Source organism: Pantoea allii, from assembly GCF_002307475.1.
Classification (GTDB): Bacteria; Pseudomonadota; Gammaproteobacteria; order Enterobacterales; family Enterobacteriaceae; genus Pantoea; species Pantoea allii.
Genome location: NZ_NTMH01000054.1, coordinates 93,860 through 108,853, shown reverse-complemented (window position 1 = coordinate 108,853; position 14,994 = coordinate 93,860). Strand labels below are relative to the sequence as shown.

The window sequence follows — 14,994 nt, the reverse complement described above, 5'->3', positions numbered from 1 at the left end:
CCGTCAGATTTTATTTTCCTGCAGGTTATTGCTGCCTAAACCACCGATAAAGGGCAGCCGCAACCGAAACGGGGAAAAGCCTATTCCCGCGCTTAACCCCAAAAGATTGAATTCAATCCCCTCTTCCGCCCCTAAGGTGATGCCTGCTACGCCGAGTATCGACACCTGAACCCCACGACCTGAAGGCGGTAACCCCACCGGACGCCATAATGGCCGGTAGTCTTTTCCCAGTGCGTTGGCGGGCAAGTCAAGCTGCAAGGCGGGCACGTTACGACCGATGTGCGCCATAAAGGTATTACTGTTGGGTCCAGGCCAGGCATGATAGGTGGTAGGCCAGGGATAGGATTTTATGGCGGCTTCAATTTGCGGGATCATTTTTTGCGCATCGGGGCCGCGATGCTCAACCAGCAGCCGCGGTTTTGCTCCGTACCAGTAGCCATCAGGCAGGGATGAATTGCGCCTGACTTTATCGCCACTGCCCCAGCTAATCACTTCGTAACGTGTATAGCGGGTTTCACCTGCACGTTTAAAGATAATCCACGGATGCACTGCGATTGCGCCTTTCCAGCCGTATGTCGGTGCGGCATAGACCTGAACAATAGCCTGACTGGCATGAGCATGAGGATCGGGCGCAACGCCAGCCGAATCCCGGCGAGCCGTCGCCCAGCCACCCTGGCCGGTAGCGTTGTTACCATGAGTGGCTTGCGCCAGGCTGGCCGCAAGCGACAGCAAAATCACGGTGAGAAAACAGAGACTGAAGATTTTCAGAGGCAGCATCGCGGTTCCTGCAGGTAAAAGATAAGGGATGATTTTGCAATGAAATATAGGGTTTGTATTCACTAACTATGCTGCGATGTCATCGCAATATTCACTCCCGCTGGTTAGTGGCTGCTGACGCAATGCCCGCCATCACGCAACGTTAAAATGCCGTGATGGCTGTCACCACCAGCATGCTCAGAGGCGGGCTATACGCAGAATCAGCCAGCCTGAAACCCGCCAAGGCTCAGGAAGTAAACAGGGATACTCGCCGCCCGCATTCAGCGGGCGACCGGTCTGGGCTGCCCTTTGCTTTGCGGCCAGTACGGAAGGCGTCAGATCCAATCCCGAAGGCACGCGAAGCCTGCACTTCACCCATGCACGAAGCAGATAACAGATTCCAGGTGCATTTCATGCCTAGCGATTTCAACAACAGCATAGGTTATCTTGAACCCGCCGTCTGAAAACTAGCCTGTTATCGCCTTTTCCGCTACACGCTGCAACCACGCTTCATAGCGCCGCTGCGCCTCCGGCGCGGCAGGTTGGCTGCGTGAGTTTATCTCACCTTCGATGCCAAATATTTTCCACATCAGCGGCGCGAGTCCTGTGATCACGCTGTGTTGACTGCTCTCTATTCTCATCCATTCCAGACTGGATGTCTGGTAGCCCGGCAGGGCCTCGGAGTGGTAATCGAAAGCTTTGCCCAACCCGGAAAGATACATGATTTTAGCGGCAGTCAGGGATGGCCAGTGACGGGCAATATCTAGCGGCCAGTCCAACATAGCGCGCTCATTCCAGACCTCCGAATACGGAACCTGTTGGTTAGCCAGCAACGTCAGCATTAACGATTGCCCCAGCCCGGTCAGATAGACGGGCAACGCGTCAGCCGGAGGACGTTGATAAAAGGCATCCAGTGGATGTTCGCGCTTCAGGCCGGCCTGCATCAGTAATTTTCGCTCCAGCTCCTGCATCACGTTGCCTAACCCGGCATCCGTTGCCTCTTCAGTTTCAGTCAACTGTTTACTGCGCGTGGTACAGTTCCACAGCGACAACGCAATCTGCCAACGACGCTGTTCGCCCTCGCCAGTGCAGCCAATTTCCCCCGTCACCACATACTTCATGTCAGGAGGCAGGATCTCATAAATATCCTCACCCACCATCGGTTGGCCAGTGAGAACAGGACCATGGCCCTCCGCCATCAGAAAATAGGTGCACGCCGCATAATCACTCCAGTAATGTGCGGCTTCAGCCAGATAGAGCGGAATCGCGCGCGACAGGCGGCCAAGCTCGTCTTCACGCTGTATGCCCTGGGCTGCTAATCCATCCGGTATTTTTGATAACACAAAGAAACCGATCTTCGCTGTCTCTTCGGGTTTTTGGTTAAACAGCCAGTCGGCTTTGCATAAGCCGTAATGCCAAATGGGCTGCGTGACAGATAACGTTGTGATTTTCACATCATCAGGCGCCACCTGCTGAACGGGTTCCGTTTGGCGACGTTTCTCTTCAAACGCTTGTCTGTAATAATCAAGATGCTGCTTGATCGGGGCAAAATTGAGTGCATACAGCTGGTTAAGAAGCTTGAGCCCCTGCTCCGTCTGGTCCTGCTCAAGATAAGCCTGCAATAAATTTATACCGGCCATAGGATCGTGCTTTTGAACATCGTAATGAGGCACAACCAGCGAAATCAGAAGAGGAATCTCGCCATTTCGCCCCAGGTCACCAGAGATCATATACAGCGCGTCAGAATCGTACCGTCCACCCGACAGTACCTCGTCATAAAGTCCGCGAGCCTTGTCGGTTTCGTTATGCTCCAGATAAAAACGGGCCATCCAGAGCTGTGCCCGCCAGCTTCCCGGCATCGCGGCAATGCTGCGTAAGCCCTCGATATAGGCCTCATCACCACCCCGCTCGCGCTGGATGCTCGCCCACCAGAGTAAGCCATTGTCGAGGTTGGGGTCCGTTTGAATGGCCTGCCAGAGCGTTTCATCTGCCTGTTTATCCTCACCGCGCTCGGAAAAGACTTTCGCCAGATTGGTGAGTAAGGTTCCTGTCGCGCCTGATTTATCGATTCCCTGGCGCAGGGTTTGTTCTGCCGCATCCAGTTGGCCGGTTTTCATCAGTACGATGCCGTGAAGGGTATGACTTCGCTCGGGATTGCTGTCAATGTCCACCAGGCGCTCCGCTGCCGCAACCAGATCGGAAGCAAAGGCGTCTTTCAACCCCATCAGAATCGCGGTGTACAACGCGTCCGCATCATCCCACTTCTTTTCCAGATCCGGCAAAAAGACCTTCTCACGCCATTCATTGCGTGCAATGTACATTTCCTGTCCATGAGCATCGTAAGCAACAATCATCTCCCGTTCTTGGGCGGGCTCGTCTGGTGCGGTATCGGCGGGTTGGTTTTTATTGCGCAGAGAAGAGAGAAGACGCTTAAACATGGTTAATTCAATCCTTGAGTAGTGAGACATCAGACAGCCTGATTGCCAGCCTTCATCATGTCGCCTGTGTTCGCGCCCTGAGGCGGTTTTACCGACTGACAGCGTAGCGGCTCAGATATGAGTGTAGCGCTCAAAAAAACAGCTGGCACGAAATTGATTAAGCAACGGGCAAATCGTTAAAAAATGCCGTCCAATAGCGATGCCGCGCCTCTTCCCTTTGCCTTTCGTCATTCACATTCTTATCGCATCAGAGATAAAAAATTAAGTAGTGCACTATTTAATAGTTTACAACACGATAAAATCCTGCCATCTTAGCCAAACTAAATAGCGCACTACTTAATCGCAAACACAAGGAAATCAAAATGAACGTGAAACTCACCGCAGGTGCTTTATTGTTAGCCAGCCAGATCACATCAGCATGGGCCAGCCCTGTGGAGAATGCGCCTGAACCTACCGTTGGTGTCGCCGCCTTTCTTAAAGCCCTTAACAGCGGCGGCGGCAAGCCCATCGAAACCTTAACGCCGAAAGAAGCACGCGCAGTGCTGACAGGCGCGCAGCAAGGCGCCGCGCTGCCGCCAGCACAGATTTCTGAAAAAACCATCACAGCATTGGGCAAACCACTCAAACTAACGATTGTTAAACCCGAACACGCCAGCGGAGTGCTCCCGGTATTCATGTTCTTCCACGGTGGCGGCTGGGTGCTGGGTGACTTCCCGACGCACGAACGTCTGGTGCGAGACCTTGTGAACGAATCCGGCGCTGCGGCGGTATTTGTGAATTACGAGCCATCACCGGAAGCCCATTATCCGGTCGCGATTAACCAGGCTTATGAAGCGACAAAATGGGTAGCCGAACACGGTGCGGAAATTGGCGTTGACGGTAAGCGCCTGGCGCTGGTCGGTAACAGCGTGGGAGGCAACATGGTGGCCGCCGTCGCGCTGCAGGCCAAACAACATAAAACCCCGGCGATTCGTTACGATGTGATGCTGTGGCCCGTTACCGATGCCCGCTTTGATGATGCTTCTTATCAGCAATTCGCCAACGGCTATTTCCTGACCCGAAACATGATGAAGTGGTTCTGGGATAACTACACAACGTCAGATAAAGATCGGAATAACATTCTGGCTTCTCCGCTGCGTGCCACTGAGGCACAACTGGCAGGTTTACCGCCAACGCTGATTCAGACTGCCGAACTCGACGTGCTGCGCGATGAAGGTGAAGCCTTTGGTCGTAAGCTGGATGCCGCCGGTGTACCGGTGACGGTTACCCGCTATAACGGCATGATTCACGACTTTGGTTTGCTGAATGCCTTGAGTAAAGAGCCTACCGTGCGTACGGCGATTGGCCAGGCGTCAGCAGAGCTGAAGGAACACCTTAAGTAAACATCGCCCGACAGCGGATTCGTATTTTTTTGTTCGTGCAGACATGCGGTAAATAAAATCAGCCGGATAGCACCGGCTGATTTTTTTCTGGCTTAAATGCTGACAGGCATCAGGGCGTGATCACCCTTATCCACTCCACGCAAGTATTTATGCCTTCACCAAAAAACGGCCTGAGACCAGTGAAAGGAAAAACCCGCCGTTAAGCAGGCTTGTAGCGCGGCAGTAATGTTATCAACGTCTGCTCATTGCTCATCCCGACCACCGCCAGCCACAGAACCCTGACCTTATCAAATTCCCGGTTGCTGGCACCTTGTACTGACCCCTTCTATCCCGCTACTTCGCTTCATCAACAGTTGAGATTTCGGATAGCCGCCACAGGAACAGCGTTAAGGATTGCCAGGACCTTTTTACTGAATTATCGTAAGCCGCTTTGGGTACCGCTGACATACAATTCTGGGCCAGGCATTCGGTATAAATGCCTGCCGAAGGGACAACTATGTCATATCGCATCCTTTGGTCAATCGCGCTTTTAGCCGTCACGGCGGTGTGGGGCTGGAGCTTCGTTGCGAAGCACGACACGCTGGGCGTCATGGCCGCATCCACCCTGAACGCGTGGATGTTTACCCTGGCGGCTTTTGCGCTTCTCCCCTTTTCGATCCGTTCTTTTCGCCACCTGAAGCCACGTGACTGGGCGCGTGCGGTATTGGCAGGCATCGTGCTTTTCGCTGCGTTCTCCCTGCAGACATCCGGCACAGCTTACACAACGCCCTCCAATGCCGGGTTCATCACAGGCTTGTGCACCGTTTTCACGCCGTTGTGTATCTATCTTATCGGCAGAGGACGCCCCAGTGCTAAACAGGCAGCAGGAACTGCCATTGCCGTGTTTGGGCTTGGCTTGCTCAGCCTTGACGGGTTCAGGGTGCACTATGGTGATTTACTTATTCTGGGTTGTGCGGTGTGCTTCGCCGTACACATCGTCATCGTGTCGACTTTCACAACGCCTGACATTTCCCTGGCCTCAACATCGATACAACTGGGCATCGTTGGCGTGCTTTCTTTGTTATGGAGCGTCGCCCGTGACCAGTTTGCTGTACCTCACTCGCTGCCGACAGCATTAACAATCCTGTCACTGGCCCTGTTCGCAACAGCCCTGGCGTACGCTATTCAGAATCGTGCTCAGGCTGTGCTGGCCCCGGAAAAGGTCGCTCTGATACTGATTTGCGAACCTGTGTTTAGTGGGATTTTTGGTTATTTTCTCGCGGGCGATCGTCTGCCGCCGGAAAGACTTGCAGGGGCGGCGTTAATCCTGGTGGGGATTGTCGTCACCGAGCTTCGCGTCGTACGTCTCCTGCCTGCCGCCTGGCGTAGATCCTGAGTTCGCTTCAGCGCCGTGCACTGTTCAACGCGAACCCATTTTTCAGGCGAAATTCAGTGATATCCCTCGCCGTTCCGGCGAAGCGACTATCGGCCAGACAATGCGGGATCTAAAATGCAAAAAGCCCGCATAACGCGGGCTTCGTTTTTATACTGCTTACTGTCGGCTAAGCCGGACGCGGGATTACTCCCACTCAATCGTCGCCGGTGGTTTGCCCGAAATATCATAAACTACCCGGGAAATGCCGTTAACTTCGTTGATAATGCGGTTGGATACGCGGCCCAGGAAGTCATACGGCAGGTGCGCCCAGTGGGCGGTCATGAAGTCGATGGTTTCGACCGCACGCAGTGAAACAACCCAGTCATATTTACGGCCATCGCCCATCACGCCAACGGAACGCACAGGCAGAAACACGGTAAAGGCCTGGCTGACTTTGTTGTAGAGGTCGGCTTTGTGCAGCTCTTCAATAAAGATGGCATCTGCACGACGAAGCAGGTCACAATACTCTTTCTTCACTTCACCCAGCACGCGCACGCCAAGGCCAGGCCCCGGGAACGGATGACGATAGAGCATATCGTAAGGCAGACCTAACTCCAGACCGATCTTACGCACTTCGTCTTTAAACAGCTCACGCAGCGGCTCGACCAGGCCCATCTTCATCTCTTTTGGCAGGCCACCCACGTTGTGGTGCGACTTGATCACGTGCGCTTTACCGGTAGCCGAGGCTGCGGATTCAATCACGTCAGGATAAATAGTGCCCTGCGCCAGCCACTTCACGTCCTGCAGGCGCAATGCCTGCTCGTCAAACACTTCGACGAAAACGCGGCCAATGATTTTGCGCTTCGCTTCCGGATCGTTTTCCCCTGCCAGGGCATTCAGGAAACGTGCTTCACCGTCAACGTGCACAATATTCAGACCAAAATGGTCGCCGAACATGTCCAGCACCTGCTCAGCTTCGTTCAGGCGCAGCAGCCCGTTATCCACGAATACGCAGGTCAGGTTTTTACCGATGGCGCGATGCAGCAGCATGGCAGTCACTGACGAATCCACACCGCCGGATAAGCCCAGGATCACTTTGTCGTTGCCGACCTGCACACGCAGACGCTCGACGGCATCCTCAATGATTTTCGCCGGTGTCCAGAGCGCTTCACATTCACAAATATCCATCACGAAACGTTCCAGCATGCGCAGTCCCTGACGCGTGTGCGTGACTTCCGGGTGGAACTGCACGCCATAGAAGCGTTTCTCTTCGTTAGCCATGATGGCAAACGGACAGGTTTCTGTGCTGGCGACCGTAACAAAACCATCAGGGATAGCAGTCACTTTATCGCCGTGGCTCATCCAGACATCCAGCAGCGGTTTACCGGCCGCGCTGATGGCATCTTCGATATCGCGAATCAGCGCGCTTGCGGTGTTGACTTCAACCTGCGCATAGCCAAACTCGCGCTCGTTGGACCCTTCCACCTTGCCACCCAACTGCATCGCCATGGTTTGCATGCCGTAACACACACCCAGAACCGGTACACCCGCAGTAAACACATAGTCAGGTGCGCGCGGGCTGTCGTTTTCGGTGGTACTTTCCGGGCCGCCAGACAGGATGATGCCGCTTGGATTGAACTGGCGAATCTGCGCTTCGGTGACATCCCACGCCCAGAGTTCACAGTACACGCCAAGCTCACGTACGCGGCGCGCGACCAACTGAGTATATTGAGAACCAAAATCGAGAATCAGAATGCGGTGCTTATGGATATTTTCCGTCGTCATTGAGGGGTTTCCAGAACGGTGACTTTAAGTAAAGCGCCCGGCTGTTGCCGGGCGGGAAATCTTACGGGGTTATGAACCCATGCGGTAGTTTGGTGACTCTTTGGTGATGGTCACATCATGCACGTGGCTTTCATTGATGCCCGCACCGCTGATACGCACGAATTCGGCTTTGGTGCGCAGGTCATCAATGGTCTGGCAGCCGGTCAGGCCCATACAGGAGCGCAGGCCGCCCATTTGCTGATGCACGATCTCTTTCAGGCGGCCTTTATAGGCCACGCGGCCTTCGATACCTTCTGGCACCAGCTTGTCAGCAGCGTTATCAGTCTGGAAGTAGCGGTCCGATGATCCTTTAGACATCGCGCCCAGCGAGCCCATTCCACGGTAGGATTTAAAAGAACGGCCCTGGTAAAGTTCGATTTCACCCGGCGATTCTTCAGTACCTGCCAGCATCGATCCCACCATCACACAGGACGCGCCCGCCGCAATCGCCTTAGCGATATCACCAGAGAAACGAATCCCGCCATCTGCGATAACCGGAATGCCCGTGCCTTCCAGCGCGGCAACGGCGTCAGAAACGGCGGTAATCTGAGGTACACCCACACCGGTAACAATACGAGTGGTACAAATTGAGCCTGGGCCGATACCGACTTTGACCGCGCTCACGCCAGCTTCAACCAGCGCCAGCGCACCTGCACCCGTCGCGACGTTGCCGCCGACGATTTCAAGCTCAGGATATTTAGCGCGGGTTTCGCGAATACGTTGCAGCACGCCTTCGGAGTGGCCATGCGACGAATCAATAAGCAGTACGTCCACCCCTGCTGCGACCAGGGCATCCACGCGCTCTTCATTGCCCGCACCTGCACCCACGGCGGCACCAACGCGCAGACGACCCTGCGCATCTTTACAGGCGTTAGGTTTACGTTCGGCTTTCTGGAAGTCTTTAACGGTGATCATGCCCAGCAGGTGGAAACTGTCATCCACGACCAGCGCTTTTTCTACACGCTTTTCATGCATTCTGTGCAGCACGACATCACGGGCTTCGCCCTCTTTCACTGTAACCAGACGCTCTTTCGGCGTCATAACGGCAGTGACGGGCTGGGTGAGATCGGTAACGAAGCGCACATCGCGACCGGTGATAATGCCCACCAGTTCGTTGTCCGCGTTCACCACCGGATAGCCGGCAAAGCCGTTACGTTCGGTCAGCTCTTTGACTTCTGCCAGCGTGGTGGTTGGCAACACGGTCTGCGGTTCGGTGACCACGCCGCTTTCATGCTTTTTAACCTTACGCACTTCATCTGCCTGGCGCTCAATCGACATATTTTTGTGAATGAAGCCCAGACCGCCCTCTTGCGCCAGCGCAATAGCCAGACCCGCTTCGGTCACGGTATCCATCGCAGCAGAAAGCATTGGAATGTTCAGACGAATGTTTTTGGTCAGTTGAGTGCTGAGATCGGCCGTATTCGGCAGGACGGTGGAGTGTGCAGGAACGAGCAGGACGTCGTCAAAAGTGAGTGCTTCTTTAGCGATTCTTAACATGGCAATACTCCACCTTGGGTGCGTGAGAATAGATAAAATATTGCCGCGGCATTATACAGGCCGTAATCGATTGCCTCCACTATTATTTGATAAAAAGTCTTGATCCGCACAATCAGCAATGTAGTATCGACTGATTAACCTACTGATTTGGAATTTGATCTTCGTCACATGTCGCTGCCGCCAAACGCCAATATTTTTACCGTCAGCCGTCTCAATACCACAGTGCGTCAGCTGCTGGAAAATGAGATGGGTTTGGTTTGGCTCAGTGCCGAGATCTCCAATTTCACCCAGCCTGCCTCGGGTCACTGGTACTTCACCCTAAAAGATGATGGCGCACAGGTACGCTGTGCCATGTTCCGCAATGGCAATCGTCGCGTCACGTTTCGTCCTCAGCACGGTCAGCAGGTCCTGGTGCGCGCGAACATCACCTTGTATGAACCGCGCGGCGATTATCAGCTGATTATTGAAAGCATGCATCCCGCTGGTGAAGGCCTGTTGCAGCAGCAGTTTGAGCAGTTGAAAGCTAAGCTGGCACAGGAAGGCTTATTCGAGCCCGGGCACAAAAAACCCTTGCCCCAACCGGCTAAACAGGTTGGCGTTATTACTTCCGCGACCGGTGCAGCCCTGCACGATGTGCTGCGTGTGCTGCATCGTCGCGATCCGTCATTGCCTGTGGTGATTTACCCCACCGCCGTACAGGGCGTGGATGCGCCTGCCGCTATCGTGCGCGCCATTGAGCTTGCGAACCAGCGTGCAGAGTGCGATGTGCTCATCGTGGGGCGCGGCGGCGGTTCGCTGGAAGATCTGTGGAGTTTTAACGACGAGCGAGTCGCGCGTGCGATTTTTGCCAGTCGCATTCCCGTGGTCAGCGCGGTGGGCCATGAAACCGACGTGACTATTGCCGATTTTGTTGCGGACCTGCGCGCGCCAACGCCTTCTGCCGCGGCAGAGATTGTCAGCCGTAATCAGCTTGAACTTCTGCGTCAGCTGCAGTCACAACAGCAGCGGCTGGAAATGGCGATGGATTATTATCTGGCACGCCAGCAGCGGGGCTTTAGCCGTTTAGATCACCGCCTGCAACAGCAGCATCCGCAGTTGCGCCTGGCCCGCCAGCAGACTGCACTGTTTCGCTTACAGCAGCGCCTGAGCGAAGCGATGGAAGTGCGGCTGCGCAACGCCAGCCGCCAGCAGGATCGCCTGTCACAGAGGCTGGCACAGCAGCAACCACAGAAGCGCCTGTATCTGGCGCAACAAAGCCTGCAAAGCTGGCATTATCGCCTGCAACAAAGCATGGAGAAATTGCTTAACCGCGACAAAAACCGCTTCGGTCAGCTTGCGGCCCAGTTGGAAGGCGTCAGCCCGTTAGCCACCCTGGCGCGTGGCTTCAGCGTCACCACCGACAACGCGGGTCAGGTGGTGAAAAAAACACGTCAGTTAAGCAACGGCGATTTACTGCGTACCCGCCTTGATGATGGCTGGGTAGAAAGTCAGGTCACTCAGCTGATTCCTGAAAAACCGAAACGAAAGAAAAGCATTTCTTAACTATACTTCCTGGTACATCCCTCGTGCCAAGGAGTCTACAATGGCTTTCAGCGTTATACCTCCCTACATTCTTCGTAAGATTATTGCTCACGGTTCCGGCTATCAACAGGAGCAGGCGCGCCGTACGCTCACCCACGTTCAGCACCTGATGGCGGAGCACTGGCAAAAGACCGCTGCACCCAAGACCACGCAGGCAGGGAAGATTGAGCGTGAAATCTATGACGCCAAAAATCAGGAAACGTTGCCGGGCACCCTGGTGCGTAAAGAAGGCCAGTCCTCAAATGGTGACATTGCCGCCGATGAGGCCTGGAACTATCTTGGCGTAACTCATGACTTTTTCTGGCAAATATATAAACGCAATTCTCTGGATAATAACGGTTTGAAATTAGCTGGCACCGTGCATTATGGCGAGAAATATCAGAATGCCTTCTGGAATGGTCAGCAGATGGTATTCGGAGACGGCGATGGTGAAATCTTTAACCGCTTTACCATCGCTATCGACGTTGTTGCGCATGAGTTATCGCACGGTGTCACAGAAACCGAGGCCGGTTTGATCTATTTTGAACAGGCTGGCGCACTGAATGAGTCGATGTCCGACGTATTTGGCTCTCTGGTGAAGCAGTTCAGTAAGAAACAGACGGCGGAGAAAGCCGACTGGATTATTGGTGAAGGCTTGCTGGCGAAAGGTATTCACGGTAAAGGCTTGCGATCGATGTCGCACCCCGGCACCGCTTATGACGATCCCATGTTGGGTAAAGACCCGCAACCGGGCCATATGGACGATTATATTAAAACGCGTGAAGATAACGGCGGTGTGCATCTGAATTCTGGCATTCCTAACCGTGCCTTTTATCTGGCAGCAAAAGCATTAGGTGGATTTGCCTGGGAACAGGCAGGGCAAGCCTGGTATGACACCTTATGTGATGATAATTTGCATCAGGATGCTGACTTTAAAGCCTTTGCACAGTTGACCGTGCAGCACGGTGAAAAGCGCTTTGATCGTTCTGTTGGTAGCAAAATTGAACAGGCGTGGAAAGAGGTAGGCGTATTATGAGTCAACTCCCCGAACTTACCGATGACGCAACCATTGTGGTTACGCGTGAAGGTGGCTTTGCTTTTATTCCCGGCTTACGTAGCGAGCGTCGTTTTCCTTTGGGTGAACTTCCTGCGCCAGAGAAACAGCGCGTCTGTAAAGTGCTGGAACAGGCGATGCCGCTGTGCGAACCAGAGGAAAAAGCGGCTAAGGTAGGCGGCGGGGACCAGCGCTATTTTCGTATCCAGATCCAGTACGCCACGCGCCGTGAAGCAGGCACGGTAGTGCTCCTGATACCGGAGCAGTCGGCACCGCCGGAGCTGGCGTCGCTCTTCCGCGACGGAAAATAAGCAGAAAAAAGGGCCGCTAGCGGCCCTTTTCTTTTATCCGTTACGACGTGCTGTTACTTGCTGTCAGGCAGCGCATAAGCAATCACGTAATCACCGCGATCCGGTGACTGACGTGCACCGCCTGCCGAGATCAGAATGTACTGCTTACCGGTTTTTGGTGAGACATAGCTCATCGGACCGCCCTGACTTCCCACAGGCAGACGCGCTTTCCACACCTCTTTACCGGTTGCGCTATCGAATGCCCGCAGATAGTAATCCTGGGTGCCGGCAATAAAGACCAGACCGCCCTGAGTTGCCAGCGTGCCGCCCAGCGTTGGCATACCGATTGGCATTTTGGCGCGCATTTTAATCCCAAACGGACCGGTATCCTGCACGGTACCAACCGGGACCTGCCAGACGATTTTCTGGGTTTTCATATCGATAGCTGACAAGGTACCAAACGGCGGTGCCTGACAGGGAATGCCCAGCGGTGACATAAAGCGGTTCTTGTTCACCGCATAAGGTGTGCCTTTCAGAGGAACGGCGCCCATACCGGTATTAATCGCTTCACCGCCGTTGCTGCCACGGGAAACCTTGCTGGTATCCACCGGAATCATCTGTACCCACAATCCTAAACGCATGTCGTTGACAAACAACAGGTTGTTATTTGGATCGGTGGACATGCTGCCCCAGTTCATCCCGCCCAGCGAGCCAGGGAAGCTCAGCGACTTATCGGTGCCCGGCACGGTAAACAGGCCGTCATAGCGCATGGATTTAAACGCGATACGGCAGGCAAGCTGATCGAACGGCGTGGCGCCCCACATATCAGACTCTTTCAGTTTCTGATTGCCAATCATTGGCATACCGGTCGAATGCGGCTGGGTTTTCGTATATTGCTCGTTCGGGATATGCCCCTGCGGCATCGGCAGCTCTTCCACTTTAGTGAGAGGCTTGCCGGTCAGACGATCCAGCACAAAGATCATGCCGGTCTTGCCGCCGATAACCACCGCAGGTTTGGTGCTGCCGTCCTTCATCGGGAAGTCGATCAGGCTGGGCTGCATCGGCAGATCGAAGTCCCAGAGATCGTTATGTACGGTCTGATAAACCCACTTCTCTTTGCCGGTTGTGGCATCAAGCGCCAGTACCGAGGCACCGTATTTATGGTCCAGTGCGTTGCGGTTCGCACCCCACAGATCGACTGAGGAGCTTCCCATTGGAATAAACACGGTGTTCATGGCCGGATCATAGGACATGGGTGCCCATGAGTTCGGCGTACTCCGCGTGTAGTCCTTACCTGGCATCAGAATGGCATTTGGATCGGTATTGCCCGGGTCAAAGGCCCAACGCATCTGGCCGGTGATCACGTCAAAACCGCGCAACACACCGCCAGGCATGTCTGTTTTAACGTTGTCAGCCACGCGCCCGCCTACAACAACCGTTGTACCGGCAATCGTGGGTGCAGACGTGAGCTGATAAAGGGGATCGGGCGCATCACCCAGGCCCGCTTTGAGATCGACGATGCCGTGGTTACCGAAGTCCTCACAGAATTCACCGTTGTCGGCATTGATAGCAATAAGACGTGCATCAATGGTATTCATCAGAATACGGCGCTGGCAGCTGTCTCCGGCAGCCAGGGTCACGCCTGGGACCGGCGTTGATCCCGGTTGAGTTGGCTGGGTAAGCGGTTTGGTGGCATCAAAATAGGCCAGTCCACGGCAGCGCGGCCAGACTTCTGCCTGGGCATTAATTTCACGCTTCCAAATCTGCTTGCCGCTGTCGGCTTCAACCGCAATCACATTGTTGTGCGGGGTGCAAAGATAGACGGTATTTCCCACCTGCAGCGGGGTTTGCTGATCTTCAGCACCATTGCCGGTTGGGCTTTCTGGAATATCGCCAGTGTGGTAAGTCCAGGCGACCTGCAGATCCTTCACGTTATCGCGGGTGATCTGGTCCAGCGCAACAAAACGGCTTCCCCCTGCGGTATTCCCATAGTGGTCCCAGTTTTGCTGTTGCTTTGACTTATCCACCGGGATCAGCGGCAGCTCCTGTCCGGTTGAAGCAACGGTAGGATGAGGCTGGAACATCTGCACTAATGTGGCAACCATGCCTACGGCAATGACGGCAGAAAAGGCATACGAGACTTTTGCCAGAGAAGGCTTATTTTCACGCTTACGCAGCGCGGGCCATGTGATGAATGCCAGGATCATTAAACCCGCAGGCACCATCAGGCGGGAAACCAGTGGCCAGAAATCCAGCCCGGCGTCGATAACGGCCCAGATTAACGTCCCGACAAACACCAGCAGGAACAGAACCACTGCCGATGATTTGGCACGGACAAACTGAATGGCGGACAGCACCATCACGATGCCTGCAATCAGAAAATACCAACTGCCGCCCAGCGTCGCGAGTTTTCCCCCGCCAACAGCAAAGAACAGGCCGGTTGCCAGTAGCACCAGCCCGAGCAGCACGGACCATATTCTCAACCCTTTACCGGATCGAGATGATGTTTCAGCCATAACACTTACTCTCCTGATAAACAAAGCCGCTCCTGTCCTGTGCGACCCGGCTCATCGCCGGTCACGGTGCAGGTAAAAGAAACAGCGTTGTTTTATTCCAATTAAAGCGGACCCGCGTTCATGAAATGAATGATGTGTTCCGGAGGCAGCCCATGCTGGCGTGACTCCGTCATGACGCGGCAAAAATTGTACCACCTGGTACGTTATCCCGTGAAGGTTTAAACGTGTTCGTTACGAAGCAATAGCATTTTCGCTACAAATTTTTACGCCGTTACCGTTACGGCTCGCAGCGTTTGGATCGTTATGTGTTGCAGGTTGAAGCA

The 14,994-nt window shown here is 54.3% G+C and carries 10 protein-coding genes; 5 read left to right on the top strand and 5 right to left on the bottom strand.

The genetic code is table 11. The features are described 5' to 3' along the window. Window positions 1-3: 3 nt before the first annotated feature. Window positions 4-777, bottom strand: coding sequence for a DUF3750 domain-containing protein (locus CMR03_RS23640; RefSeq protein ID WP_096012825.1), 774 nt, complete (start codon window positions 775-777; stop codon window positions 4-6). A 446-nt stretch (window positions 778-1,223) separates the two neighbouring features. Further along, window positions 1,224-3,194 (bottom strand): tetratricopeptide repeat protein, encoded by a 1,971-nt coding sequence (locus tag CMR03_RS23630; RefSeq protein WP_096012823.1) that lies wholly within the window; start codon window positions 3,192-3,194, stop codon window positions 1,224-1,226. 362 nt (window positions 3,195-3,556) lie between these two features. Between CMR03_RS23630 and CMR03_RS23625 the strand changes: the two genes are divergently transcribed. Together CMR03_RS23625 and CMR03_RS23620 are read left to right on the top strand one after the other, a co-directional pair. After that, a complete protein-coding gene (locus CMR03_RS23625) occupies window positions 3,557-4,576 on the top strand; it encodes an alpha/beta hydrolase (RefSeq protein ID WP_096012822.1) in 1,020 nt (339 codons plus the stop codon). Window positions 4,577-5,072: 496 nt separating this feature from the next. Beyond that, complete coding sequence (locus CMR03_RS23620; RefSeq protein WP_063880554.1) at window positions 5,073-5,951, top strand: DMT family transporter; 879 nt, start codon at window positions 5,073-5,075, stop codon at window positions 5,949-5,951. Window positions 5,952-6,134: 183 nt separating this feature from the next. Here the strand turns inward: CMR03_RS23620 and guaA are convergent, their stop codons facing one another. Both guaA and guaB read right to left on the bottom strand, forming a co-directional pair. Continuing rightward, window positions 6,135-7,715, bottom strand: a complete 1,581-nt coding sequence (guaA, locus tag CMR03_RS23615; RefSeq protein WP_096012821.1) for a glutamine-hydrolyzing GMP synthase — start codon at window positions 7,713-7,715, stop codon at window positions 6,135-6,137. A gap of 69 nt (window positions 7,716-7,784) precedes the next feature. Then, complete coding sequence (gene guaB, locus CMR03_RS23610; protein WP_063880556.1) at window positions 7,785-9,251, bottom strand: IMP dehydrogenase; 1,467 nt, start codon at window positions 9,249-9,251, stop codon at window positions 7,785-7,787. Between the two features lie 168 nt (window positions 9,252-9,419). Between guaB and xseA the strand changes: the two genes are divergently transcribed. From xseA to CMR03_RS23595, 3 genes are read left to right on the top strand one after another with little or no spacing between them, the layout of a single operon-like run. Further along, window positions 9,420-10,793, top strand: coding sequence for an exodeoxyribonuclease VII large subunit (xseA, locus tag CMR03_RS23605; RefSeq protein ID WP_096012873.1), 1,374 nt, complete (start codon window positions 9,420-9,422; stop codon window positions 10,791-10,793). A gap of 40 nt (window positions 10,794-10,833) precedes the next feature. After that, on the top strand, window positions 10,834-11,847 hold the full coding sequence (locus CMR03_RS23600) for a M4 family metallopeptidase (RefSeq protein ID WP_063880557.1): 1,014 nt from the start codon (window positions 10,834-10,836) through the stop codon (window positions 11,845-11,847). Continuing rightward, complete coding sequence (locus tag CMR03_RS23595; protein ID WP_063880558.1) at window positions 11,844-12,176, top strand: protealysin inhibitor emfourin; 333 nt, start codon at window positions 11,844-11,846, stop codon at window positions 12,174-12,176. The genes CMR03_RS23600 and CMR03_RS23595 overlap by 4 nt, the downstream gene beginning before the upstream one ends. Window positions 12,177-12,229: 53 nt before the next feature. Here CMR03_RS23595 and CMR03_RS23590 read toward each other — a convergent pair whose 3' ends face one another. Further along, window positions 12,230-14,671: a glucose/quinate/shikimate family membrane-bound PQQ-dependent dehydrogenase gene (locus tag CMR03_RS23590; RefSeq protein ID WP_063880559.1), complete on the bottom strand. Its 2,442-nt coding sequence runs from the start codon at window positions 14,669-14,671 to the stop codon at window positions 12,230-12,232. Between the last annotated feature and the right edge of the window lie 323 nt (window positions 14,672-14,994).

Excerpts from the sequence above, each read along its gene's own strand:
- CMR03_RS23640 (WP_096012825.1), bottom strand. The coding sequence starts at position 777 with ATGCTGCCTCTGAAAATCTTCAGTCTCTGTTTTCTCACCGTGATTTTG.
- xseA (WP_096012873.1), top strand. The coding sequence starts at position 9,420 with ATGTCGCTGCCGCCAAACGCCAATATTTTTACCGTCAGCCGTCTCAAT.
- CMR03_RS23595 (WP_063880558.1), top strand. The coding sequence starts at position 11,844 with ATGAGTCAACTCCCCGAACTTACCGATGACGCAACCATTGTGGTTACG.
- CMR03_RS23625 (WP_096012822.1), top strand. The coding sequence starts at position 3,557 with ATGAACGTGAAACTCACCGCAGGTGCTTTATTGTTAGCCAGCCAGATC.
- CMR03_RS23620 (WP_063880554.1), top strand. The coding sequence starts at position 5,073 with ATGTCATATCGCATCCTTTGGTCAATCGCGCTTTTAGCCGTCACGGCG.
- CMR03_RS23630 (WP_096012823.1), bottom strand. The coding sequence starts at position 3,194 with ATGTTTAAGCGTCTTCTCTCTTCTCTGCGCAATAAAAACCAACCCGCC.
- guaB (WP_063880556.1), bottom strand. The coding sequence starts at position 9,251 with ATGTTAAGAATCGCTAAAGAAGCACTCACTTTTGACGACGTCCTGCTC.
- guaA (WP_096012821.1), bottom strand. The coding sequence starts at position 7,715 with ATGACGACGGAAAATATCCATAAGCACCGCATTCTGATTCTCGATTTT.
- CMR03_RS23600 (WP_063880557.1), top strand. The coding sequence starts at position 10,834 with ATGGCTTTCAGCGTTATACCTCCCTACATTCTTCGTAAGATTATTGCT.
- CMR03_RS23590 (WP_063880559.1), bottom strand. The coding sequence starts at position 14,671 with ATGGCTGAAACATCATCTCGATCCGGTAAAGGGTTGAGAATATGGTCC.